Below are 24,042 nucleotides of genomic sequence, written 5' to 3'. Positions count from 1 at the left end.
ATCATGATTTCTAAACAGTTCTTCCACACGCTTCAGGCCAAGGTGCGCGAAGCGGAGCTAGAGACTGATGCTGAACTGGTCACCGTGCTGGCCCCGGCCAGCGATGGCTATCGCTACATTCCCACCCTCTGGGCGGCGCTGCTGGCGATGCTCACACCGCTGCTGGTGTTCCAGCTCGGCTTCTGGCTCGGCTGGTACGAAATCCTGCTGGTGCAGTGGGCGGTCTGGCTGCTGCTGAGCCTGCTGTTCCACTGGACCCCCATCAAGATGCGTCTCATCCCGAAGAAGGTTCGCCAGCACCGGGCTGCCCTGATGGCTCGCCTGCAATTTGTCGAGCAGGGGCTGCACCGCACCCGCGACCGGCTCGGGGTGCTGATCTTCGTCTCAGCCGCCGAGCACTATGTAGAAATACTGGTGGATGACGGCATCGCCCAGCATATCGACAATGGCCAGTGGCAGGAGATCATCGACGACTTCGTGGCGCGAGTGCGCAACAAGGAGATCGAACAGGGTTTTCTGGAGTGCGTGGAGCGCGTTAGTGCCATTCTGACCGATGCCTTCCCGGCCACCCGGGATCAAAACGAGCTGCCGGACAGTCTGATCATCCTCGACAAGCCCTGATCCGGTTTAAAAAACCGGCATTCTGCACAAGGGTTAGGCATTCGGAAAAGATTATGAAAAATAAGGGGAAAAGAGGTTGACCCACACAGCCCTTTCCCCTAAATTACGCCCCGTTCCAGCGCAACAGCGCAGCGAACGAAAATTTGGTGAGGTGTCCGAGTGGCTGAAGGAGCACGCCTGGAAAGTGTGTATACGGCAACGTATCGAGGGTTCGAATCCCTCCCTCACCGCCAAATTAAAAAACCGACCTCAGGGTCGGTTTTTTGCTTTCCGGCAAACACCTATGCCGACAAGTGAGCCAGAGCCACGCAGCGGCGGATCATCCACGCACTCATCCCCCGGTTTGCAAAGCCCTGATGGAACATCACGCTTTTCGTATTGCCAGCTCACGCCCCCTGCCTTGCTTTTGTGATTGCACAACCCTACAAGCATCCTTCCAGGCAACAAGATGCTTGCAAGACCATCCCATGACCGCAACACGCCTTCTTTTATGGACGTTATCCAGCGCCTATTAATTGCTCAGCGATTGGATATCATTTTGAAAAACTGATACTTAAGTAGCTACACTAGCGATTATCAACATGCAGGGATGTGTAAAAAATGAGCTTGATTGGCTTGGTACTGGCGTTGATCGCCATCCTTGGCGGCAACATGATCGAGGGTGGTCATCCCAGTGCACTGCTCGATCTGCCCGCATTTCTTATTGTCATAGGCGGCACCATAGGTGCTGCGCTGACCCAGTTCCCCTTCTCTGTCGTCGGCAGCACCATGAAGCGTTTCAAATGGCTGCTCTCCCCCCTCAAGCTCGACATGCATGAACAGGCCCAGTTACTGGAAACCCTAGCAGGCAACGCCCGCCGCAGCGGCATGCTCGCGTTGGAAGGGATGATCGAGGAGATCAAGGATCCTTTCCTGAAGAAAGGGGTGCAGATGATGGTCGATGGCTACGAAAAAACCAAGATACACGAGGTGCTGGAGAACGAGATCGAGTTCGAGCAGGAAGATCTCGAACAGACGGTCAAATTCTATGAAGCCATGGGCGGCTACTGCCCGACCATGGGGATCGTCGGGGCAGTATTTGGCCTGATCCACGCCATGGGTCTGCTGGATGCCCCCGACAAGCTGGGTGGCGCCATCGCGGTGGCCTTTATCGCCACCATCTACGGGGTATCCGCCGCCAACCTGATCTTCTTGCCGTTCGGCAACCGCTACAAAGGGTTTGCCCACCAGATCCGCCACTACAAGGAGATGACCCTGACCGGCATTCTCTGCATCGTGGATGGCGAATCCCAAGCGCGCCTGCAAGTTACCCTCGAACCTTATCTGGGAGGTCACGGTGGCCAAAAAGAAAAAGGCTGAAGCACCGGAGAACCATGAACGCTGGCTGGTCTCCTATGCCGACTTCATGACCCTGCTGTTCGCCTTGTTTGTTGTGCTCTACTCCTTTGCCATGGCAAAGCAGTCCGAAACCCGGGTGCTTATCCAGGGCTTTATCGAGTCGCTGGGTAAAATCGGCCTCATCTCCCCGCCTGCCGGCTCACCCTTGATGCAGGGGGGCACAGGGATTCTCGAGCCGGAATCAAAAACTACGCCGAGCAGCCCGAAAGAGGAGACTGTACTGGAGAAAGATGCCCCCATGGCGGCATCGGACCCCTTCAACGAGACCATAGGTGCCTCGGAAAAACCGAGCGCCACCGAAGCCTGGCCCCATAAGACCAAGGAGCAGGAGTGGGTGCAGGTGACCAAGCAGAAGCTGGAGCAACAGCTAAAGGCCCAGATCGAATCGAAGGACCTGGAGGTCGAGCAGCTTGGCAGTCAGCTGGTGATCCGCATCGGCGAGAAGGCGCTGTTTCCCGCCGATTCGGCGTTCCTGCAGCCCCAATTCATCCCGCTGGTCAACAAGATCGCCGGCATTTTGGCCAATATCCCGGGGCAGGTAGTGGTCACCGGTCATACCGACAACTCCCAGGCACCGGTGGAGCTCTATCGCAACAACTGGGAGCTCTCGGTGCTGCGGGCCTCTTCCATCGTGCAGACCATGCTGACCAACCCCCAACTGGATGCCAGACGAGTCATCGCTCAGGGGGTTGCCGACACTCAACCCCGCTTTGCTAATGACACCCCCGAACATCGCCAGGCGAATCGCCGGGTCGATATCACCCTATCTCAAGGCAAGGCAGCAGAAGAGTCACTGCAACTGCTCAAGCCTTGATCCCCCCGCTCCCGCTTCGCGCGGGAGCCTCTTTTTTAAAAACAAATAACTCAATAATATCAACACCATAAGATCTTAATGATAATGATTGCCATTTATTGTCAAGTGGTCAGGCCTCTGCAATAATGCCGCCCCTCAGGCTTAAATAAAAACAATTATCATTATGAACAAACTGCTTCAGGCATGGCCGGCACTCCTGTGTGCCTCCGCTGGCGCGGCCGATCTCCCCCCTGTGGAGAAGGCTCGCAGCGACGACACCATCATTGTCACCGGGCAACGGGTACAACAGAAACTCTCCGATGTCTCCGGCTCCATCACCGTCATCACCCAGGAAGAGCTGGACCGTCAGGTCGCCAGCGAGCTGACTCATGTGTTTCGCAAGATCCCCGGTGTCTCGGTCACCGGCTCTGCCGGGCGACCGCAAAACATCAGCGTGCGCGGCATCGGTGGCAACCGTATCCTGCTGATCAAGGATGGAGTGCGCGTCAGCGACGGCTTTGGCGCCGACAACATCAATGACAAGGTGGGTCGCTTCAACTTCGATCTCGATGACATCAAGCAAATTGAGGTGGCCAAAGGGGCTGGCTCCTCCCTGCATGGCTCCGATGCCATCGGCGGCACCGTGGTGATGAATACCAAGCAGCCGGAAGATTATCTGCAACAACAAGATAGCTATCTGGCGGCCAAGACTCTCTACGGTGGCGACAGCAACAAGAAGAAGCTCAGCATGACCGGCGCGGTACGGGCACTGGAGAGCGAACATCTGTTACGCCTCTCCGGCTGGCGCGGCAACGAAACCGCCAACTTTGAAGAGAACCGCATTCCGGCGGATCTGGATGGCATGAGCGCCTCCACCAGCAGCCGCCTCCCCCTCAATGCCCATCACGCTCTGCGGCTGGAGCTGGACTACTACGAGGATCACGCCAAACGCCAGATGGGGCCCAAAGCGGTGCCCCAACCCGATGGCAGCTGGGACGTGGTCGGTTTTCAGGAAGATGGCGATCAGCACACCCAGGGCGGCAAGTTCAGCTGGGAGGCCAGCGATCTGGGCATGGTTGATACCCTCAACTGGAGCCTGTTTGGCAACCAGTCACGCAACGAAGCCAACCAGCGCCAGCTGCTGCGCAACGATGCCCTGAGCGGCTATCCCAGATATCGCAGCCAGCGCACTCTCTCCACATTCGAGGAGCTGCGCCTTGGCAGCGAGCTGGAGTTGCAGAGCAAGCTGAGCACCGGCTCGCTGGAGCACACCTTCAGCTACGGTGTGGAAGTGGAGCAGGCCAACCACGAGCGACCGGTCAGCAATCTGACCCTGGAAGATGGCATCACCACCCAGGGACAGAAAGCCCCCTTCAGCAAGGCCGAAACCCGCCGCGATGGCATCTGGCTGAGCGATGTGATCGATCTGGGCAACTGGCAGTTTACCCCGACCCTGCGCTTTGACCGCCAGCGCCTGCGCGCACCGGACAGCAATCTGGCCGAGAACCACAGCGACCACATCTCCCCCAGTGTGGCGGCCAGTTACCGCTTCAACGAGACATGGCGCAGCTGGCTCAGCTATGCCAACGGCTTCCGCGCCCCCGCTTACGATCAGGTTTACGGCAACATTCCCCACTACTTTGCCATGCCGCCGTTCGAGATCATTGCCAACCCCAACCTCAAGGAGGAGACCAGCCACAGTCTGGAGTGGGGAGTGAATGGCCAAAGCGACAACTGGAGCGTCAAACCGGCCGTTTTCTACAACCGCTACTACAACTTCATCGACTGGCGCCAGACCGGTTTCCGCCTCGATGATGGTGTCTTCCTGCGCCAGTATCGCAACGTTGCCAAAGCCGAAACCTGGGGCGCCGAGCTGGCCGCCAGCCTCTGGCTGAACGACGAGTGGGAACTTTCGACCAATCTGGCCTGGATGGATGGCAAGGATCACCGCGGTGAACCGCTGCGCACCCAGACACCGCTGGAAGGCAACACCACCCTGCGCTGGCAACAGCTCGACTGGGGGGTTGAGCTCAGTGGCAATTATGCCGCCGCCATGACCAAGGTGCCCCAGTGCGCCAATGCGCAGACTGGCTACAACGGTGCCTGCCAGAGCAGCGCAGGCTGGTTCAGCCTGGATCTCACCGGCGACTGGCAGATCACCGAGGCGCTCAAGGTCAATGCCACCATCGGCAACCTGCTCGATACCCGCTACGTCCGCTATCAGGATGTCGCCGGACTCCCGGCGGGCAGCGACACCTCCCTCTACAGCCAGAGCGGCCGCTACCTGTCAGCTAGCCTCAGCTACCGTTTCGTGGGGATGTGATGAAGCATCATGCAATCATGGCGGCCCTGTTGGCCGCCCCATTGGCGTGGGCGCAAGAGGCCCTGCCACCGCCGATCCCGTCCCAGCCACACCTGATTTCAGGCAATCCCGTACGCCAGGATCCCTACTTCTGGTTGCGGGACGAGAGCCGCAGCAACCCGGCCATTCTCGCCCTGCTCAAGCAGCAAAATCGCTGGAGCGAGCAGCAGCTCGCCGCGCAGCAGCCGCTGGAAGCAACCTTGCGCGCCGAGTTTGCCCGTCATCCGGCGGGGGAATCTGTGCCAGAGAACTGGCTTGTCCGCGGCGATCAGGCATGGCTGCTGCGCCCGGATGGCTCACTCTGGCAACGCCACGGGGGCAAGGTGCAGCAGCGGCTTCCCGCCAGAGCGGGTGAGGGCTATTACGAAGCGGGCGGCTGGGCCCTGAGCCCGGATAACCGCACGCTGGCCATCGCCGAAGACAGGCGCGGCGATCTCGACTATCAGGTTACCCTGCTCGATCTCCAGAGCGGCAAGGCGCTGGCCAGTTTGGCGCAGCGCAGCGCTGATCTCGCCTGGTCACAAGATGGTCGCACCCTCTACAGCATCGCCAACGAGCGCTACACCCTGCGCCCCTGGCAGCTGCGCGGCTGGCAGAATGGCCAGGAGCAGACTCTCTATGAGGAGCAGGATCCCGCCTGGCTGCTCAGCCTCTATCGCACCACGGATGGCCAGCATCTGGTGTTGCAGGGCAACAACCACGACAGCTCGGAGCAGTACCTGCTCGACTCGTGCAAGCCGCAGCAGGTCAAACCCCGCCAGCGCGGGGTGGAATACTATCTGGACAGCCAATCCGGCTGGGTGCTCAAGAGCAACCGGGAGGGGGCGTTTGCCCTCTACTCAGCCAGCACGCCGCTCGGTGAGTGGCAGCGCCTCTGGCCCAGCGCCGGGGAAGATCTCGGCGATCCCGAGAAGTGGCGACTGTTTGATCGCCATCTGGTGGTGCAGTTTCGCCAACAGGGGGAGGATTGGCTCGCCTTGCTCGATCGCAACGGCCATGAACGCCAGCGCCTGCCGCTGGCCAGTGGCGCCGGAACCGGCTGGCTGCAAGGAGAACATGACCCGGCCAGCGACCGCATTCTGGTGCGCAGTCAGGGCTTGAGCCAGCCCCCCGGCCAGCGCTGGCTGGATTTAAACAGCGGCCAGTGGATCAACGACCAGCACACCGCTGGCAATAAAGCAGTGCCCTATCAGAGCGAGCGGCGCTGGATCACTTCTGCCGATGGCGCCCGGGTGCCCGTCTCGCTGGTGTGGCGCAAGGATCTGGCCCCCCGCGCCGTACTGCTCTATGGCTATGGCGCCTATGGCACGCCGATGCGTCCCTACTACCAGAAAGAGCTGCTGAGCCTGCTGGATCGGGGCTTTGTCTACGCCATCGCCCATGTGCGCGGCGGCGGCATGCTGGGGGAGCAGTGGACCCGCGACGGACGGGGCATCCACAAGCAGAACGGCATCAGCGACTTTATCGCCGCCGGTAACGCCCTGCGCCACTGGTCGCTCGACGCCGCTCCCCTGCCCCTGTTTGCCATGGGGGGCAGCGCGGGGGGCACGCTGGTTGCTGCGGCCCTCAACCAGCAACCGACACTCTTTAGCGGCGCCGTGTTGCAGGTCCCCTTCGTCGATATGCTCGGCACCATGAGCGATCCTGCCCTCCCCCTGACCCGTCAGGAGTATCAGGAGTGGGGCAACCCGGCCAGGCCTGCAGAGTATCAGGCGATGCGCCGCATCAGCCCCTACGACAACCTGCACCGCGCCCCCTACCCGCCCCTGCTGGTCACTACCGCCCTGCACGACAGCCAGGTGCCCTACTGGGAGCCGGTCAAGTGGCTGGCTCGCCTGCGGGAGCACAGTACGGGCTCCGGCCCCTACCTGCTGCTGACCGAACTGGAGGGAGGCCACCGCGCCGGTGGTGGCGATCGGGCTCGTGAATTTGCCTTCTTGTTGCATCTGGCGGGGATCAATCAATGACCCTGCCACTGATTGGGAGTACCACTATGAAACCCCTGTTGCCCGCCCTCTTGCTGGGGCTGGCTGGCTTTGCCACTCAGGCCGCCGAACTGCGTTTTGTCGAACAGGACGCCCCGACCGATCCCCGCCTCTGGCTCGAACAGCAGCTCGGCGTCACCCTGAGTGATGCCCCGGCCTATCAGCGCCAAGGCAAGCTGGGCCACTATCTGCACTATCGCCAGCAACTCAATGGCGCACCGATCGCCGGCCTGATGGCCGCCGTCAGTCTCGATGAGCAGGGTCGTCCGTGGCGCCTTTATCACAATACCCGACTGATGCAGGCACAGGCGACGCCATGTGATGAGGCAAGCCGCGCCGGGGTGGATGCCTATACCGCCACGCTGGATGGCGCTGTGTGGCAATTCGCCAGCAGTGACGAGGCCCAGCCCTGGTACTGGCAGGATGGCGACACCCTGACCCCCGCCTGGCGTCTGCTGGCGGTGGAAAGCCAGCCGGGCAACAGCAAGAGCAGCCACTGGCAACTGTTTGTCACCTGCGATGGCAACGCCCTGCTGGGGCGCACGCTGCAAGAGGCCAATACCCGTGCCGAAGCGGTCCCGCTGGCAGGGGAAGAGGCCACGGTGCAGGCCCGCATCTTTGCCCTCGATCCACGCACCCAGCTGCAAGATGGCAACCTGCTCTGGCGCCATGATCTGGTACTGGACAACGGGGCCTATCGCACCGTCCCGCTCAGGGTACAAAAGGTGGATGACACCTACCTGCTGAGCGGCCCTCGCGCCCGGGTCGTTGATGGCACGGCGCCGGAAACCGTTCCCTTTAGCAGCCCTGATGTCGATGGCTTCCAGCTGGATCACCAGCAACCCGCCTTCCTCGATATCAATGGCTACTACCATCTGGATCTGGCCCAGCGCCATGTGGAATCCCTGGGCTACCCGGCACTGATGGGCGGCCCCCTGGCCATCGATACCGATGCCGGGGAGCAGGACAACTCTCTCTATGACCCCTTCCTGCGCCGGTTGGAGATTGGCCGGATCGGGGTACCCGATGCGGAAGATCCCATGGTGATCTGGCACGAGTTTGGCCATGCGGTGCAGCACCATATCCTGCCCGACATGGGAGACGAGGGTGACTGGGGCGCCATCGGCGAGGGCTTTAGCGACTATCTGGCCGCCAGCTGGCGCCAGCGTAGCCCAGAGGCTCGCCAGTTCGAGCCTTTCATGGTCTTCAACTGGGATGCCAGGATCAGCGGCCGGACGCCCCGTCAGCTCGACGATCTGCGGGCGCGCTATCACCCGGGCTTCCTCTATCCGGCTCACCTCACTATCAACGGCAGCAACGGCGACCAACTGTGGGGCACCCCGCTCTTCACCGCGCTGCGCCAGGCTGTTGAACAGTATGGCGAGGTAGCCCGTGACGAGTTCGATACCTTGCTGATCGAATCCCACTTCGGCCTCGGCCCGCAGGTGCGGATGCCACAGCTGGCGCGCGTCACCGTGGATACCGCCAACCGCCTCTACCCGGACCGCAGCTATGGCAAGCTGCTGGAGCAGGCCTTCCGCCACCACGCCCTGCTGCCCACTCCCATCGCGGCCCGCCTTGCCGATGACAGCTACCTGCTGCCCGGGGAGAAAAAGAGCCTCGCCATCGAATTGACCAACCAGAGCGGCCGCCCCCTGACCGTGGCTGACGCCAGCCTGCTCCCGACCAAGGGGCTCATGGGTGACGGTCACTGGCAGGGAGAGCTCAACGCCGATGGCACCGCCCGCTGGACCCTGCCGCTGGAAGCGGCGAGCAACCTGACCTGTGGCGAGGCGGTCACCTTGCCGCTGCAGTTCCAGCTCACCCTACCCAGCCCCACCGAGCGCCAGACCCGCCTTGACCTGCAACTGCCGATCGGTGAACTGCTCTGGCAACGGGCCATCGGCCAGGGTGGCCAGATCAAGGATGCGGTGAGCGATGAGCGGCACGGCCTGTCCCGCTTCACCCTCACCCTACCCGAGAGCAAGGCCCGCATCGACAGCGGATTCGTGGTCGCCCTCGATCTGGAACACAGCAAACTGGAGCAGCTGGAGATCTGGCTCACCTCCCCTTACGGCACCCGGATCAGTCTGTGGAACAAGGGCTACGCCAGCCATACCCGGCTCAAGGGGGAGTTCCCCCGTGAACTGGTACCGTTCGAATCACTCGATAAGCTGCACGGCGAACCGCTCGCTGGCCGCTGGCTGCTGGAGATCAACGACACCAGCGCCGGTGACACCGGTCAGTTGCGCAGCTGGCACGTAGCCCAGCAAGTCGGCGCCCGCTGCGACAAGGATGAAGCCCTGCCCAACACCGGCATCATCCCCCTTGAGCAGGATGAAGGGGGTGGCGGCACGACTTCCCCCCTGTTGCTGTTGCTGGCCCTGTGGCCCCGCCTCTGGCGCCGGAGCACCCCGCGTCGTTGAATCCTACACCACGGGGGTTACCGCCCCCGTGAACCTGTGACCGAATCAAGGAATGTGAAGTGAAACCATCCGTACTGGTTATTGCAACCCTCTCAGCCCTGCTCAGCGCCTGTGGCGGCGGGGAAGATAACGCACCACTGGCGATCCCGGACTACCGGGTCGATGTCGCCCTGCCGACTGCCGGTACCCTGTGCGCCGATCTGGATCAGAACTGGCAATGTGATCCTGCCGATCCTGCCGTCAGCGGCGAAGGCGTTGTGGCCCTGGTCAGCCGTTCGGCCAACATCGTCAACTCGCCCCTGCTGTTCGTACCGAGAAGCGGAGGCCTGCTGCTGGCACATCCGGCCGCCAAAGGGGATCCACAACGGCTACAACCGACCCTGCTCAGCACCCTGTTGCAGAGCCGCATTGCCGAAGGGGTGGCCGCCGATCGCGCACTGACACAGTTGCTGGCCGATCTCGCCCCGCTGCAACCGGGCGGCGATCTCGCGGCCCTCGCAGGTCTCGGCCAGTTTGATCAGGCGCTGCAACAGGTGGCGATCAGCTTGCAGCAACAGGCCCGCACACGCCTCATCACCGCCAAGGAGACCCAGTTGCTCACCACCAGCTATCGCGCCATCAGCCTGATGCTGGCGCAATTGGCTCAGGAGTGGCAGCGCAACGGCCAGTTTGCTGAAGAGACCCAAAGCGAACTGCTGACCCTGCTGGTGCAGCAGCAGCCACGCAACCTGCTGACCGTCACCGGCGTCACCACCTTCAGCGATGGCAATGACCCGCTGCTGGAACAGGAACCCGCCGACTATCCGGGACAAGATGCCAGCTGGAATCACACTCGTCCCCAACTTGCCTATCGTAAACTCGATGATCGCGGTCAGGTTCTCCCCGACAACGCGCCGAGCTGGCAGTGCGTCAAGGATCTCAATACCGGTCTGGTGTGGGAGGTCAAATCGGACGATCCCTTGAGCCCGGCCTGGAAAAGCAGGCCCTTTGCCTATGAGGATGAGCAGTTCAAGGCGACCGCAGGCGAGCAGCAAGAGGCCTACCAGCATATTCATAAGAGGATCGAACAGCTCACCGACGAAGGAGATCTGGCGGCCCTCGCCCGAGCACAGGCGCTGACCACCATGCTGACCACCCGCGCGTATCAGCAGTGGCTCAATGGCGAGCAGCGCTGCGGCATCAGCCAGTGGCGGCTGCCCACCATGGGTGAGCTGATGTCACTGATGCACTACGGTAGCCTGGCCAAGGACCCGCTGGGTCAGCGCATCATCGTGGATACCCGTTACTTCCCGGATATCGCCTCCTCGGAAGATGACACCTACCATGGCTACTACTGGAGCGCCACCAGCAACACCGCCCAGCGCTTCTCCGGTGGCCCCATCAGCAAACGCACAGTCCTGCTCTTGGGAGAAGATGCGGGCACCACCTATCCCGCGCGGGTGCAGCAAGATACCTATATCGAGCTGATGCAGGTACGACTGGTCGCCACTCCCCAATAATCCGAGGAATATCATGAGCCTTTATCGCTTTTCATTCGCCATGCTGGCACTGCTGGCCCCCCTGGCCCACGGTGCAGCCATTTGTGATGACACCATGGATCGCACCGCCCCCTCTGCCCGTTTTCTTGACCATGGCAACGGCACCGTCACGGATCAACACACCGGCCTCACCTGGATGCGCTGCAAACTGGGACAGACATGGAGTGGCAGCAGTTGCCTGGGGGAACCGACCGTTTACTACTGGCAGCAGGGGCTGCAAGTGGCGGAGCGGATCCGCAGTGATAGCCGCCATGCTCTCTATCACTTCGGTGGTATCAGCCAGTGGCGTCTGCCCGACATCAAGGAGCTGGCGACCCTGGTCGAGCATGCCTGCTACAAGCCCTCTCTCAATGAAGCCATTTTTCCGCGCGCCATGGCGGGGGGCGGTAAAGAGGTCAATGAGGGTTATGTCTATCTGATGAGCAGCACGGTAACCTCCGCCAATGGTCAGCGGGCGTATCTGGACATCACCTCGGGAGATATCGGTCTTCGCGCCATTGGCGCCTACCCGGATCAGGTCTTGCTGGTCGCCAATAAACCCTGACCGCCCCACGCTCGAAACCGGAACGCGATGACAGGAGAGGCTTGAAAGCCTCTCTTTTTATTGCTCTTGCCGCCCCCCCCTACCTCACCCGCCATCACGCTCTTCTCCCGCCTGTGCCCCCTGCCCGCGATACCGGCCTGATCCGGCTTCGCACGGGACATTTACCCCTTTCAGGTGATGGCGAGGAGCAGCGTTCTGCGCTTTCCAAGCCTTTGCCGCCCGCCATAACCAACAAAAAAGTGCGCTTCTTAACAAAATTTAATTACCGGTTAACCGATTAATAATTAACCCGTAAAAATGACATGTAAATCAGTGCGAAAGTGTCATAATGCGTAACATTATTGTTAAGTCGCTTGATTAATTTGGTTAGGAAAAACCTCTATGTTTGCTGATATTTCTGCTCAACATTGGGCTTTTGCCATTTATGTCATCGGTGCCATCACCATCTGTCTGGTGATGATAGGTCTCGCCGCCCTGCTGGGAGGTCGCGCCTACGGCCGCACCAAGAACAAGCCATTTGAATCCGGTGTCGACTCGGTCGGCAGTGCCCGCCTGCGTTTTTCCGCCAAGTTCTATCTGGTCGCCATGTTCTTCGTCATCTTCGACGTCGAGGCGCTCTACCTGTTTGCCTGGTCTGTCTCCGTGCGGGAGAGCGGCTGGGTCGGCTTTATTGAAGCCACCATTTTCATCGGACTGCTGCTTATCGGCCTGATCTACCTCTGGCGCATCGGCGCACTGGACTGGTCACCGCGCAAACCGCAGTTGAACAACAAAAACAGTGATTGAACCACAGACCCTTTCCTTGAGGTTGCACCATGAAGTACACCCTGACCCGGATTGACCCGGATGCACCCGTTGAGCGCTACCCCCAGGAGCAGCGCCAGACCGTCGATGACCCACTGGCGCAAGAAGCGACGCGCGGCATCATGATGGGCCGCCTCGAGGAGGTGCTGCAAGACACAGTCAACTGGGGCCGCAAAAACTCCCTCTGGCCTTACAACTTCGGCATCTCCTGCTGCTACGTGGAGATGTGTACCGCCTTCACCTCCCCCCACGATGTGGCCCGCTTCGGCGCCGAAGTTATCCGTGCCTCGCCCCGTCAGGCCGATTTCATGGTGATTGCAGGGACACCCTTCATCAAGATGGCGCCAGTCATCCAGCGCCTGTATGAACAGTTGCTCGAACCCAAGTGGGTGATCTCCATGGGGGCCTGTGCCAACTCCGGGGGCATGTATGACATCTATTCCGTGGTGCAGGGGGTGGACAAGTTCCTGCCGGTCGACGTCTACATTCCGGGTTGCCCGCCCCGTCCCGAAGCCTTTTTGCAAGCCCTGATGCTGCTGCAGGACTCCATCGGCAAAGAGCGCCGCCCCCTCTCCTGGGTAGTGGGCGATCAGGGAATCTACCGTCCCCAGATGCAGGCCGAAAAAGAGCGCAAGCGCGGCGAACGGATCAATGTGACCAACCTGCGCACGCCGGATGAGATCTGACCATGAAACTGACTCGTGATTTTCCCAGCAATTACGCCATGGCCCAGTGGCAGCCCAGCGACCACAAGGATGCCAAAGTCATTGGCGAACTGTTTGCCCACTTCGGGGCCGAGCACTTCACCGTGCAGACCACGCGCACCGGCGTGCCGGTGGTCTGGATCCCCCGCGAACTGCTGCAGGATGTGATGGGCTTTTTGCGCAAGGTGCCCTCCCCGTTCGTGATGCTCTTTGATCTGAGTGCGACTGACGAGCGGCTGCGCAGCCATCGCGACGGTCTGCCCCAGAGCGATTTCACCGTCTTCTATCACCTCATCTCAATCGACCGTAACGCCGATGTGATGTTGAAAGTGGCGCTGGCCGAGAGTGACCTGCATCTGCCCACCATCACCAACCACTTCCCCAATGCCAACTGGTACGAGCGGGAAGTGTGGGATCTGATGGGCATCACCTTCGATGGCCACCCCCATCTGACCCGGATCATGATGCCCAAGAGTTGGCAGGGTCACCCGCTGCGCAAGGATTACCCGGCGCGCGCCACCGAATTCGATCCCTTCATGCTCGATGCCGCCAAACAGGACATGGAGCAGGAGAACCTGCTGTTCAAACCGGAAGAGTGGGGGCTGGCCCGCGGCAACGAGAATGAGGACTACATGTTCTTGAACCTCGGCCCCAACCACCCCTCTGCTCACGGCGCCTTCCGGTTGGTGTTGCAGCTCGATGGCGAGGAGATCCGCAACTGCGTGCCCGACATCGGCTACCACCATCGTGGTGCCGAGAAGATGGGCGAGCGCCAGTCCTGGCACAGCTACATCCCCTATACCGACCGGGTCGAGTATCTGGGCGGGGTGATGAACAACCTCCCCTATGTGCTGGCGGTCGAGAAGCTGGCCGGCATCAAAGTGCCGCAGCGGGTCGACATGATCCGGGTGATGATGGCGGAGCTGTTCCGCATTCAGAGTCACCTCTTGTTCCTCGGGACCTATATTCAGGACGTGGGGGCCATGACGCCGGTCTTCTTCACCTTCACCGACCGGCAGAAGATCTACACCATCATCGAAGCGATCACCGGTGCCCGCATGCATCCGGCCTGGTTCCGTATCGGCGGTGTGGCCCACGACTTGCCGAAGGGATGGCAGCGGCTGGTGCAGGACAACCTGTTGAGCTGGTTGCCCAAGCGCTTGATGGATTACGAAAAAGCGGCGATGCGCAACAGCATTCTGCGCGGTCGCACCATAGGCGTCTCTTCCTACACCACCGAGCAGGCGTTGTCCTGGGGCACCACGGGGGCCGGATTGCGCGCCACCGGCCTCAACTTCGACGTGCGCAAGTGGCGCCCCTATTCGGGCTATGACCAGTTCGACTTTGAGGTGCCAGTCGGCAGCAATGGCGATGCCTACGACAGAGCCACCGTGCGGATCGAGGAGATCCGCCAGAGCATGTCGATCATCGAGCAGTGCATGAAGAACATGCCGGAGGGCCCCTTCAAGGCGGATCACCCCCTCACCACGCCACCACCGAAAGAGCGCACCCTGCAGCACATCGAGACCCTGATCAACCACTTCCTGCAAGTGTCGTGGGGTCCGGTGATGCCCGCTGCCGAGTCGTTCCAGATGATTGAGGCGACCAAGGGGATCAACAGTTACTACCTGACCAGCGACGGCTCCACCATGAGCTACCGGACCCGGATCCGCACCCCGAGCTTTGCTCACCTGCAGCAGATCCCCTCGGTGATCAAGGGCAGCATGGTGTCGGACCTCATCGTCTATCTGGGCAGTATCGATTTCGTTATGTCGGATGTGGACCGTTAAGTGATCCTGCCTCCCGGCCATGGCCGGGAATTCGGATCACCGGACGAGCAGTAAAAGGACAAGCCACCAAAGGTCAAGTCATGAGCCAGCAATGTCAGTGTCACAATAATCAGACCCCACAGGGGCAAGGGGCATGCAGCAGCAAACAGGACGACTTCGTTCTGAGCCAGGCTGAACGCGATGCCATCGAACACGAGAAACACCACTACGAAGATCCCCGCGCCGCCAGCATCGAAGCGCTCAAGATCGTGCAGCAGGCCAGAGGCTGGGTCCCCGACGGCGCCATTCATGCCATCGCGGCCGAGCTCGGCATTCCTGCCAGCGACGTGGAGGGGGTCGCCACCTTCTATAGCCAGATCTTCCGCCAGCCGGTGGGGCGTCACATCATCCGCGTCTGCGACAGCATGGTCTGCTACATCAATGGCCATGAAGATCTGCTGGCCGGTCTCAAGGAGGTGATGAACCTCGGCCCCGGTCAAACCACCCCGGATGGCCGCTTCACCCTGCTGCCGGTCTGCTGCCTTGGCAACTGCGACAAGGGGCCAGCGATCATGATCGATGACGACACCTATGGCGGCCTCGATCCGGTGACCTTGCTAAAAACCCTGGAGGCTTACCCATGAGCCTGCCGCAGAACAAGATCCTCGCCTCTCTTGGCACAGCCAACCGCACCCCGCGTGCGGCCGAGACCCACCCGCTTACCTGGCGGCTGCGGGATGACGGCCAGCCGGTGTGGCTGGAGGAGTATCAGGCCAAACAGGGCTATGAAGCGGTGCGCAAGGCGCTCGGCCAGATGAGCCCGGACGAGATTGTCAGTACCGTCAAGGATGCCGGTCTCAAGGGGCGTGGCGGCGCGGGCTTCCCCACAGGTGTGAAGTGGGGGCTGATGCCCAAAGACGAGAGCATGAACATCCGCTACCTGCTCTGCAACGCCGACGAGATGGAGCCCAACACCTGGAAAGATCGCCTGCTAATGGAGCAACTGCCCCATCTGCTGATCGAAGGGATGATCATCTCGGCCCGGGCGCTCAAGGCCTATCGTGGCTATATCTTCCTGCGCGGCGAATACGTTGATGCCGCCATCCACCTGCGTCGTGCGGTGGAAGAGGCAAAAGCCGCCGGTTTGCTTGGCAAGAACATTCTGGGCTCGGGTTTTGACTTCGAGCTGTTTGTTCACACTGGCGCCGGTCGCTACATCTGTGGCGAAGAGACGGCCCTTATCAACTCGCTGGAAGGGCGCCGTGCCAACCCGCGTGCCAAACCCCCCTTCCCCGCAGTCTCAGGTGTCTGGGGCAAACCCACCTGCGTCAACAACGTCGAAACCCTCTGCAACGTCCCCGCCATTATTGGCAACGGGGTGGCCTGGTATCACGGGCTGGCCCTGCCGGGCTCGGAAGATCACGGCACCAAGCTGATGGGCTTCTCCGGCAAGGTGAACAACCCCGGGGTCTGGGAGCTGCCGTTTGGCATTACCGCCCGCGAGCTGTTTGAAAACTATGCCGGCGGCATGAAGAGCGGCTATCGCCTGAAAGCCTGGCAACCGGGCGGCGCGGGAACCGGTTTCTTGCTGCCGGAGCACCTCGATGCCCAGATGTATACCGCCGGTATCGGCAAGGTGGGCACCCGGATGGGGACTGGTCTTGCCATGGCGGTGGATGACTCCATCAGCATGGTCTCCCTGCTGCGCAACATGGAGGAGTTCTTCGCCCGCGAGTCGTGTGGCTGGTGCACGCCCTGTCGCGATGGCCTGCCCTGGAGCGTCAAGCTGCTGCGGGCACTGGAACGTGGCGAAGGGCAATCCGGCGATCTGGCGACTCTGGAACAACTCTGCGGTTTCCTTGGCCCGGGCAAGACCTTCTGCGCCCACGCACCGGGCGCCGTCGAGCCGCTCGCCAGCGCCATCAAATATTTCCGCTCCGAATTCGAGGCCGGGATCAAAGGCAGCGGTGATAACCGCAAGCCGGTCAAAGGGATCCAGCCCAATCTGCTGGGCGAGCGCTGGTAACGACACCACAGATTTCACAAAACAGGTTTCAGGGAAGTTGTATGGCAACCATTTATGTAGACGGCAAAGAGTACGAGGTAGACGGAGCAGATAACCTGCTGCAAGCCTGTCTGTCGCTGGGTCTGGACGTCCCCTATTTCTGCTGGCATCCGGCGCTGGGTAGCGTTGGCGCCTGCCGCCAGTGTGCGGTCAAACAGTATCAGAATGCCGATGACAAACGCGGTCGTCTGGTCATGTCTTGCATGACCCCGGCCACCGATGGCAGCTACATCGCCATCGAGGATGAAGAGGCTAAAGAATTTCGCAAGAGCGTGGTGGAGTGGTTGATGACCAACCACCCTCACGACTGCCCGGTGTGTGAAGAGGGCGGCGCCTGCCACCTGCAGGACATGACGGTGATGACCGGCCACAACAGCCGTCGCTACCGCTTCACCAAACGCACCCACCAGAATCAGGAGCTGGGCCCCTTCATCGGTCACGAGATGAACCGCTGCATCGCCTGCTACCGCTGCGTCCGTTACTACAAGGATTATGCCGGTGGCGAGGATCTCGGGGTCTATGGTGCCCACGACAACGTCTATTTCGGGCGGGTCGAGGATGGCACCCTGGAGAGTGAATTTTCCGGCAACCTGGTGGAGGTCTGCCCCACCGGCGTCTTCACCGACAAGACCCACTCCGAACGTTACAACCGCAAGTGGGACATGCAATTTGCCCCCAGCATCTGCCAGCAATGCTCCGTGGGCTGCAACATCAGTCCGGGCGAGCGTTATGGCGAGCTGCGCCGCATCGAAAACCGCTTCCACGGCAGCGTCAACCACTACTTCCTCTGTGACCGTGGCCGCTTTGGCTATGGCTACGTCAATCTGGCGGACCGCCCGCGCCAACCGCAGCTCAAAGATGGCAACGACCAGCTGACCATCACGGTCGATGGCGCCCTCAACCGCGCCGCCGATGCCCTGCGCACGGCCCGTGGCCTCATCGGCATCGGCTCGCCCCGCGCCTCGCTGGAGAGCAACTTTGCCCTGCGCGAGCTGGTGGGGGCAGACAACTTCTACGCTGGCGTCGAGCAGGCCGAGTGGGAATGCCAGCAGAAGATCCTGCAGATCCTGCAACAGGGCGGCGTGCCGACCCCGAGCCTGCGGGACATGGAAGAGGCCGACGCCATTCTGCTGCTCGGCGAGGATGTCACCATGAGCGCCGCCCGTATCGCGCTGGCGCTGCGTCAGTCGGTCAAGGGCAAGGCTCGCGAGCTGGCCCGCAAGATGAAGGTCGATCTGTGGCAAGTCGCCGCCGTTCAGACCCTGGGTCAGAACGAGCGCTACCCGCTGCTCATCACCAGTCTCGACACCACCCGTCTTGACGATGTGGCGGCCGACAAGCTGCACGCCCCCTATGCCGATCAGGCGCGCCTTGGCTTTGCCATCGCCCACCTGCTCGACCCGAGTGCACCGGCCGTGGCCGATCTCGGCCCCGAGCAGCAGGCACAAGCGACTCGCTGGGCCGAGCTGCTCGGCAACGCCAAGAAGCCGCTCATCATTGCAGGCTCCACTGCCCGCGATGTGGCGCTGCTTGAGGCGGCCAGCAACATTGCCCGCGCCCTGAAAGGCCGAGGTCTGGAAGCCAACATCGCGCTGGTTGGCCAGGAGGCCAACTCGCTGGGTCTGGCCATGCTGGGCGCCCAAACCTTGTCAGACAAGCCACTCGAAGCCGCCCTTGCGCGTATCGAGTCAGAAGAGGGGTTGGCGCTGGTCACCCTGGAGAACGATCTCTACCGCCGCGCGCCGCGCAACCGGGTGGATGCTGCTCTGGCACGGCTGCAGCACCTGCTGGTCATCGACCATCAGGCGACCCCGACCGCCAACAAGGCAGATCTGGTGCTGCCAGCGGCCAGTTTTGCCGAGGCCGATGGCACCCTGGTGAACATGGAAGGGCGCGCCCAACGCTTCTTCCAGGTCTATGCGCCCGCCTTCTACAACGCCGATATTCAGGTGCGTGAAGGGTGGCGCTGGCTGGCGGCGCTGCAGGGGGCGATCGAACGCAAGCCGCTGCGCTGGCAGAACTTCGACCAGGTCAACCATGACTGCGCCACCAGCCATCCGCTGCTGGCTACCATGCTGGAAGCTGCGCCCAACGCAGGCTTGCGGATCCGTGGCATGCGGCTGGCCCGTGAGCCGCACCGCTACAGCGGCCGCACCTCCATGCTGGCGGATCAGAACGTCAGCGAGCCACGGGTAGCGCAAGATCCCGACTCCCCCTTCAACTTCTCCATGGAAGGGTATGCCGGAGCCCGTCAGCCGCTGCCGCAAGTACCGTTCGCCTGGGCGCCGGGCTGGAACTCTCCCTCCGCCTGGAACAAGTTCCAGGATGAAGTGGGTGGCAAACTGCGTGCTGGCGATCCGGGTCGCCGTCTGCTGGAAGTAACAGACCCGCAGGCCGAAGGCAAGGAGCCGCTCGGCTGGTTCACCACCATCCCCGCCCCCTTCAAGGCCACAGAGACGCTGCAAGTGGTCAATTATGCCCAGCTGTTTGGCGGCGAGGAGCTCTCCGCTCGCAGCCCGGTTATTCAGGCCCGGATGAACGAACCCGAGCTGGTGCTCAATCCCCTTGATGCAGAGCGTCTTGCCCTCCACGGGGGCAGTCAGGTCTCCTTCTCCTGGGGCGGTAGCCACTGGCAACTGCGCCTGCGCCTGAGCGAACAGCTGAGCACCGGTCTGGTGGGGCTCCCCCTTGGGGTGAACGGCCTGCCGACGGCCCTGCAACAAGCCTCAATCACTAACCTGCAGGAGGTGATCGCATGAGCGAGTCGCTGATCGATCTGTTGCTGGAGGTAGGCAAGGCACTGATCGTGCTGGTGGGGATCGTAGGGGCGGGCGCCTTCATGAGCTTCATCGAGCGCCGTCTGCTGGCCCTGTGGCAGGATCGCTACGGCCCCAACCGGGTGGGGCCGTTTGGTCTGCTCCAGCTGGCCGCCGACATGATCAAGATGTTCTTCAAGGAGGACTGGATCCCGCCGTTCGCCGATCGGCGGATCTTTATCCTGGCCCCAATCATCGCCTTCACCGCCTTTATTCTGGCGTTTGCGGTGGTGCCCATCACCCCCACCTGGGGCGTGGCGGACCTCAATGTGGGACTGCTCTACATCCTGGCCATCGCGGGGCTGGCGGTCTATGCGGTGCTATTCGCCGGTTGGTCGAGCAACAACAAATACTCCCTGCTTGGCAGCTTGCGCGCCTCGGCCCAGACCCTCTCCTACGAGGTATTTCTCGGGCTCTCCTTGATGGGGATCGTGATCCAGACAGGCAGCTTCAACCTGCGGGATATCGTCGAGGCACAGGCAGACTTGTGGAACGTGGTGCCTCAGATCCTGGGCTTTGTCACCTTCCTGTTTGCCGGTGTCGCCGTCACCCACCGTCACCCGTTTGACCAGCCGGAAGCCGAGCAGGAGCTCGCCGACGGCTATCACATCGAGTATGCGGGGATGAAGTGGGGTCTCTTCTTCGTGGGCGAGTATATCGGCATCGTGCTGATCTCCTCGCTCATCGTGACCCTCTTCTTCGGTGGCTGGCACGGCCCCTGGCTGCCTCCCTTCATCTGGTTTGCCCTGAAGACCGCCTGTTTCATGGTGTTCTTCATCCTGCTGCGGGCCTCCCTGCCTCGCCCGCGCTTTGACCAGGTGATGTCGTTTGGCTGGAAAGTCTGCTTGCCGCTGACCCTGATCAATATGCTGATCACCGCGGCAGTTGTACTGATAAGTACGCAGTGAGGCACTCATTATGAAAATTGTTAGCATTATTCAGGGTGTCGGCACCCAGTTACGCAGCCTGGCCATGGTCTTCTCCCATGCCTGGCGGCCCCGTGAAACCCTCAACTATCCGGAACAGGCAGTCTATGCCGCTCCCCGCTACCGCGGTCGCATCGTGCTGACCCGCGACCCCGACGGGGACGAGCGCTGCGTGGCCTGCAACCTCTGTGCGGTCGCCTGCCCGGTCGGCTGCATCTCGCTGCAAAAATCCGAGCGGGAAGATGGTCGCTGGTATCCGGAATTCTTTCGCATCAACTTCTCTCGCTGCATCTTCTGCGGCCTGTGTGAAGAGGCTTGCCCCACCACCGCCATCCAGCTGACGCCGGATTTCGAGATGGGTGAGTATCGCCGCCAGGATCTGGTGTACGAGAAGGAGGATCTGCTGATCAGCGGGCCCGGCAAATACCCGGACTACAACTTCTATCGCATGAGCGGGATGGCCATCGACGGCAAACCGAAAGGGGATGCCGAAAACGAAGCCAAACCCATCGATGTCAAGAGCCTGCTGCCCTGAGGAGTCAATCATGGAACTGGCATTTTATGCCTCGGCCCTGGTGGCCATTTACAGCACGCTGCGGGTGATCAGCACCAGCAATCCCATGCATGCGCTGCTCAATCTCATCATCTCCCTCATCGCCGTGGCCATGATCTTCTTCTGCCTGGGCGCCGCCTTTGCGGGCGCCCTGCAGGTGATCGTCTACGCCGGCGCCATCATGGTGCTGTTCGTGTTCGTGGTGATGATGCTGAACCTGGGTTCAGCGCAGGCGCAGGAGAAGAACTGGCTCACCCCCATGACCTGGGTAGGCCCTGCCCTGCTCTCGCTGATCCTGCTGGGCTTTTTGGGCCACGGCATTCTCGGGGTGACCGGGGGCCTGATCGGAGTGACCGAGGTGACCGCCAAGCAGGTCGGTATCGAACTCTTTGGCCCCTATGTACTGGCCGTGGAGCTCGCCTCCATCCTGCTGCTGGCGGGTCTAGTGACCGCCTATCACCTGGGTCGGGAAGACAAGAGCGGTGAAGTGCTCTCCGTCCCGCGCTCCGCATCCCGCACTGCACAAGAAGGAGGTCAGCAATGAATGGAATCCCTATGGAGCACGGGCTTTTGCTGGCCGCGGTGCTCTTCTGCATCGGCTTGTGCGGTCTGCTGATCCGCCGCAACCTGCTCTACATCCTGATGAGTATCGAGATCATGATGAATGCCTCGGCACTGGCGTTTGTGGTGGCAGGTAGCCGCTGGGCCCAGGCCGATGGCCAGATCATGTATATCCTGGTGATTTCTCTGGCGGCAGCGGAGGCCAGTATCGGCCTCGCCCTGTTACTGCTGCTCTATCGTCGTTACCACACCCTGAACGTGGACACTGTGAGCGAGATGCGCGGATGAGCCTCTTATATCTGACTTTTCTATTTCCGCTGCTGGGATGGCTGGTGCTGGCCTTCTCCCTCGGCCGGTTTGGCGAGCGTACCTCGGCGCTGATCGGGGTGGGTTCCATTGGCCTGTCGGCCCTCACTACCCTGTGGGTGGGCATCGACTTTGTGGGCAACCCGCCCGAGGGGGGCGTCTATGTCCAGCGCCTGTGGCAGTGGATGGCGGTGGGCAACTTTACCCCGAGCTTCTCACTGGCACTGGATGGCCTGTCGCTGACCATGCTGGGAGTTGTGACCGGGGTGGGTTTCTTCATCCACCTGTTCGCCTCCTGGTATATGCGCGGGGAAGAGGGCTACTCCCGCTTCTTCACCTACACCAACCTCTTTATCGCCAGCATGCTATTTCTGGTGCTGGCCGATGACCTGCTGTTTGTCTACCTCGGCTGGGAAGGGGTGGGGCTGTGCAGCTACCTGCTGATCGGCTTCTACTACAAGGATCGCAACAACGGCGCGGCGGCCCTCAAGGCCTTTATCGTGACCCGGGTGGGTGATGTCTTCCTCGCCATCGGCCTGTTTATCCTCTATCGGGAACTGGGCACCCTCAATATCCACGAGCTGCTGGTGCGCGCGCCCATCATGTTTGCCGAGGGCTCCCCTGCCCTGTCGCTGGCCTGCCTGATGCTCCTGGGCGGCGCGGTCGGCAAATCGGCACAGCTGCCGCTGCAAACCTGGCTGGCGGATGCGATGGCAGGCCCGACCCCTGTCTCAGCGCTGATCCATGCCGCCACCATGGTGACCGCCGGTGTCTACCTGATTGCCCGTACCCACGGCCTGTTCCTGCTGGCGCCAGAGATCCTCCATCTGGTCGGGCTGGTTGGCGCCATCACCCTGGTGCTGGCAGGCTTTGCCGCGCTGGTTCAGACCGATATCAAGCGGATCCTCGCCTACTCCACCATGAGCCAGATTGGCTACATGTTTCTGGCTCTCGGTGTCGGCGCATGGGAAGGGGCAATCTTCCACCTGATGACCCACGCCTTCTTCAAGGCGCTGCTGTTCCTCTCCGCCGGTGCCGTTATCGTTGCCTGCCACCATGAGCAGAACATCTTCAAGATGGGTGGCCTGCGCAAGAGTTTGCCGCTGGTCTATGCCTGCTTCCTGGTGGGGGGCTCGGCGCTGGCGGCGTTGCCGCTGGTCACTTCCGGTTTCTACAGTAAGGACGCCATCCTGTGGCAAGTAGAAGCCTCTGGCCAAAGCGCGCTGCTGTGGGCAGGTCTGGTAGGGGCATTCCTCACCTCGCTTTATACCTTTCGGCTGATCTTTATCGCCTTCCATGGCAAAGAGCAGACCAAAGCCCATGCGGGCCACGGTCTGGCTCACCATCTGCCGCTGCTGGTATTGCTGGTGCTCTCCACCGGCATAGGCGCGCTGATCACCCCGCCACTGGCAGGTGTACTACCCGCAGGCCCGGGGGACCATATAGAAGAGGGTCGCCATGCGCTGGAGGTAGCCTCCGGCATCATCGCCATTGCCGGCATTGCGCTGGCCGCGTTTCTGTTCCTTGGTGAGCGCCGTCTGGCCACCTCCATTGCCAACAGTGCGCCGGGTCGCCTGCTCAGCACCCTCTGGTTCAATGCCTGGGGCTTTGACTGGCTCTACGACCAGCTGTGGGTCAAACCCTATCTGCTGGCAACCCGTCTGGTCGGGCAGGATCCGCTGGACTGGATGATGGGCCTGCCCGCCTGGCTTGCCCTGCGTGGCAACCAGCTGCTGGCCTGGACCGTGACCGGCAAGTTGCGCTGGTATGCCGCCTCCATGGGGATCGGCGCCGTGCTGGTGCTGGCGCTGTTGCTGCTGGGGTAACGCGATGAACAACCGGACAATCATACAGCCAGGCTGTTTGCTTTC

The 24,042-nt window shown here is 61.5% G+C and carries 20 protein-coding genes and 1 tRNA gene; all 21 read left to right on the top strand.

Annotated features, from left to right (window positions below):
• Positions 1-3: 3 nt before the first annotated feature.
• The 21 genes from ACTG1P_RS00485 (at position 4) to nuoL (ending at position 23,997) form a co-directional block, all read left to right on the top strand.
• Entirely contained in the window at positions 4-621 is a 618-nt protein-coding gene (locus tag ACTG1P_RS00485) for a TPM domain-containing protein (RefSeq protein WP_440000170.1), read from the top strand.
• 145 nt (positions 622-766) lie between these two features.
• Positions 767-854, top strand: a tRNA-Ser gene (locus ACTG1P_RS00480).
• Positions 855-1,221: 367 nt separating this feature from the next.
• Positions 1,222-1,980: a flagellar motor protein gene (locus tag ACTG1P_RS00475; protein ID WP_127006472.1), complete on the top strand. Its 759-nt coding sequence runs from the start codon at positions 1,222-1,224 to the stop codon at positions 1,978-1,980.
• Complete coding sequence (locus ACTG1P_RS00470; RefSeq protein ID WP_101529948.1) at positions 1,958-2,833, top strand: flagellar motor protein MotB; 876 nt, start codon at positions 1,958-1,960, stop codon at positions 2,831-2,833. The genes ACTG1P_RS00475 and ACTG1P_RS00470 overlap by 23 nt, the downstream gene beginning before the upstream one ends.
• Before the next feature lie 163 nt (positions 2,834-2,996).
• On the top strand, positions 2,997-5,135 hold the full coding sequence (locus ACTG1P_RS00465) for a TonB-dependent hemoglobin/transferrin/lactoferrin family receptor (RefSeq protein WP_440000163.1): 2,139 nt from the start codon (positions 2,997-2,999) through the stop codon (positions 5,133-5,135).
• Positions 5,135-7,141, top strand: a complete 2,007-nt coding sequence (locus ACTG1P_RS00460; protein WP_440000162.1) for a prolyl oligopeptidase family serine peptidase — start codon at positions 5,135-5,137, stop codon at positions 7,139-7,141. Before ACTG1P_RS00465 ends, ACTG1P_RS00460 begins: the two co-directional genes overlap by 1 nt.
• Entirely contained in the window at positions 7,138-9,585 is a 2,448-nt protein-coding gene (locus tag ACTG1P_RS00455) for a proprotein convertase P-domain-containing protein (protein WP_440000161.1), read from the top strand. Before ACTG1P_RS00460 ends, ACTG1P_RS00455 begins: the two co-directional genes overlap by 4 nt.
• A gap of 59 nt (positions 9,586-9,644) precedes the next feature.
• On the top strand, positions 9,645-11,084 hold the full coding sequence (locus ACTG1P_RS00450) for a DUF1566 domain-containing protein (protein WP_440000160.1): 1,440 nt from the start codon (positions 9,645-9,647) through the stop codon (positions 11,082-11,084).
• Between the two features lie 13 nt (positions 11,085-11,097).
• Positions 11,098-11,667, top strand: coding sequence for a DUF1566 domain-containing protein (locus ACTG1P_RS00445; RefSeq protein WP_167558476.1), 570 nt, complete (start codon positions 11,098-11,100; stop codon positions 11,665-11,667).
• A 41-nt stretch (positions 11,668-11,708) separates the two neighbouring features.
• Positions 11,709-11,948 (top strand): hypothetical protein, encoded by a 240-nt coding sequence (locus ACTG1P_RS00440; protein ID WP_440000169.1) that lies wholly within the window; start codon positions 11,709-11,711, stop codon positions 11,946-11,948.
• Between the two features lie 100 nt (positions 11,949-12,048).
• The gene (locus ACTG1P_RS00435) at positions 12,049-12,453 is read left to right on the top strand and encodes an NADH-quinone oxidoreductase subunit A (RefSeq protein WP_005344919.1); all 405 of its coding nucleotides are present in this window, start codon (positions 12,049-12,051) and stop codon (positions 12,451-12,453) included.
• A gap of 29 nt (positions 12,454-12,482) precedes the next feature.
• Positions 12,483-13,157 carry a NuoB/complex I 20 kDa subunit family protein gene (locus ACTG1P_RS00430; protein WP_005344917.1) on the top strand — a complete coding sequence of 225 codons (675 nt, stop codon included), beginning with the start codon at positions 12,483-12,485 and terminating at the stop codon, positions 13,155-13,157.
• Between the two features lie 2 nt (positions 13,158-13,159).
• Positions 13,160-14,965, top strand: coding sequence for an NADH-quinone oxidoreductase subunit C/D (gene nuoC, locus ACTG1P_RS00425; RefSeq protein WP_440000158.1), 1,806 nt, complete (start codon positions 13,160-13,162; stop codon positions 14,963-14,965).
• Between the two features lie 80 nt (positions 14,966-15,045).
• The gene (gene nuoE, locus ACTG1P_RS00420) at positions 15,046-15,588 is read left to right on the top strand and encodes an NADH-quinone oxidoreductase subunit NuoE (RefSeq protein ID WP_005337236.1); all 543 of its coding nucleotides are present in this window, start codon (positions 15,046-15,048) and stop codon (positions 15,586-15,588) included.
• Positions 15,585-16,970 (top strand): NADH-quinone oxidoreductase subunit NuoF, encoded by a 1,386-nt coding sequence (gene nuoF / locus ACTG1P_RS00415; RefSeq protein WP_236292646.1) that lies wholly within the window; start codon positions 15,585-15,587, stop codon positions 16,968-16,970. The genes nuoE and nuoF overlap by 4 nt, the downstream gene beginning before the upstream one ends.
• A gap of 41 nt (positions 16,971-17,011) precedes the next feature.
• Positions 17,012-19,768, top strand: a complete 2,757-nt coding sequence (nuoG, locus tag ACTG1P_RS00410; protein WP_440000157.1) for an NADH-quinone oxidoreductase subunit NuoG — start codon at positions 17,012-17,014, stop codon at positions 19,766-19,768.
• Positions 19,765-20,733 carry an NADH-quinone oxidoreductase subunit NuoH gene (nuoH, locus tag ACTG1P_RS00405; protein WP_042019045.1) on the top strand — a complete coding sequence of 323 codons (969 nt, stop codon included), beginning with the start codon at positions 19,765-19,767 and terminating at the stop codon, positions 20,731-20,733. The genes nuoG and nuoH overlap by 4 nt, the downstream gene beginning before the upstream one ends.
• 10 nt (positions 20,734-20,743) lie before the next feature.
• On the top strand, positions 20,744-21,286 hold the full coding sequence (gene nuoI, locus ACTG1P_RS00400; protein ID WP_005337245.1) for an NADH-quinone oxidoreductase subunit NuoI: 543 nt from the start codon (positions 20,744-20,746) through the stop codon (positions 21,284-21,286).
• A gap of 10 nt (positions 21,287-21,296) precedes the next feature.
• Positions 21,297-21,848, top strand: coding sequence for an NADH-quinone oxidoreductase subunit J (gene nuoJ, locus ACTG1P_RS00395; RefSeq protein ID WP_440000156.1), 552 nt, complete (start codon positions 21,297-21,299; stop codon positions 21,846-21,848).
• Positions 21,845-22,153: an NADH-quinone oxidoreductase subunit NuoK gene (gene nuoK / locus ACTG1P_RS00390; protein ID WP_005337247.1), complete on the top strand. Its 309-nt coding sequence runs from the start codon at positions 21,845-21,847 to the stop codon at positions 22,151-22,153. Before nuoJ ends, nuoK begins: the two co-directional genes overlap by 4 nt.
• Positions 22,150-23,997 carry an NADH-quinone oxidoreductase subunit L gene (gene nuoL, locus ACTG1P_RS00385; protein ID WP_440000155.1) on the top strand — a complete coding sequence of 616 codons (1,848 nt, stop codon included), beginning with the start codon at positions 22,150-22,152 and terminating at the stop codon, positions 23,995-23,997. Before nuoK ends, nuoL begins: the two co-directional genes overlap by 4 nt.
• The last annotated feature ends 45 nt before the right edge of the window (positions 23,998-24,042 follow it).

This window comes from Aeromonas sp. 11P (genome assembly GCF_051920165.1).
GTDB classification, from domain to species: domain Bacteria; phylum Pseudomonadota; class Gammaproteobacteria; order Enterobacterales; family Aeromonadaceae; genus Aeromonas; species Aeromonas veronii.
This window is presented reverse-complemented; position numbering and strand designations above follow the sequence as displayed.

What these genes read in the sequence shown, in the direction of transcription:
- ACTG1P_RS00485 (WP_440000170.1), top strand. Translation starts at nt 4, where the DNA reads ATGATTTCTAAACAGTTCTTCCACACGCTTCAGGCCAAGGTGCGCGAA.
- ACTG1P_RS00475 (WP_127006472.1), top strand. Translation starts at nt 1,222, where the DNA reads ATGAGCTTGATTGGCTTGGTACTGGCGTTGATCGCCATCCTTGGCGGC.
- ACTG1P_RS00465 (WP_440000163.1), top strand. Translation starts at nt 2,997, where the DNA reads ATGAACAAACTGCTTCAGGCATGGCCGGCACTCCTGTGTGCCTCCGCT.
- ACTG1P_RS00460 (WP_440000162.1), top strand. Translation starts at nt 5,135, where the DNA reads ATGAAGCATCATGCAATCATGGCGGCCCTGTTGGCCGCCCCATTGGCG.
- ACTG1P_RS00455 (WP_440000161.1), top strand. Translation starts at nt 7,138, where the DNA reads ATGACCCTGCCACTGATTGGGAGTACCACTATGAAACCCCTGTTGCCC.
- ACTG1P_RS00445 (WP_167558476.1), top strand. Translation starts at nt 11,098, where the DNA reads ATGAGCCTTTATCGCTTTTCATTCGCCATGCTGGCACTGCTGGCCCCC.
- ACTG1P_RS00435 (WP_005344919.1), top strand. Translation starts at nt 12,049, where the DNA reads ATGTTTGCTGATATTTCTGCTCAACATTGGGCTTTTGCCATTTATGTC.
- ACTG1P_RS00430 (WP_005344917.1), top strand. Translation starts at nt 12,483, where the DNA reads ATGAAGTACACCCTGACCCGGATTGACCCGGATGCACCCGTTGAGCGC.
- nuoC (WP_440000158.1), top strand. Translation starts at nt 13,160, where the DNA reads ATGAAACTGACTCGTGATTTTCCCAGCAATTACGCCATGGCCCAGTGG.
- nuoE (WP_005337236.1), top strand. Translation starts at nt 15,046, where the DNA reads ATGAGCCAGCAATGTCAGTGTCACAATAATCAGACCCCACAGGGGCAA.
- nuoF (WP_236292646.1), top strand. Translation starts at nt 15,585, where the DNA reads ATGAGCCTGCCGCAGAACAAGATCCTCGCCTCTCTTGGCACAGCCAAC.
- nuoG (WP_440000157.1), top strand. Translation starts at nt 17,012, where the DNA reads ATGGCAACCATTTATGTAGACGGCAAAGAGTACGAGGTAGACGGAGCA.
- nuoH (WP_042019045.1), top strand. Translation starts at nt 19,765, where the DNA reads ATGAGCGAGTCGCTGATCGATCTGTTGCTGGAGGTAGGCAAGGCACTG.
- nuoI (WP_005337245.1), top strand. Translation starts at nt 20,744, where the DNA reads ATGAAAATTGTTAGCATTATTCAGGGTGTCGGCACCCAGTTACGCAGC.
- nuoJ (WP_440000156.1), top strand. Translation starts at nt 21,297, where the DNA reads ATGGAACTGGCATTTTATGCCTCGGCCCTGGTGGCCATTTACAGCACG.
- nuoK (WP_005337247.1), top strand. Translation starts at nt 21,845, where the DNA reads ATGAATGGAATCCCTATGGAGCACGGGCTTTTGCTGGCCGCGGTGCTC.
- nuoL (WP_440000155.1), top strand. Translation starts at nt 22,150, where the DNA reads ATGAGCCTCTTATATCTGACTTTTCTATTTCCGCTGCTGGGATGGCTG.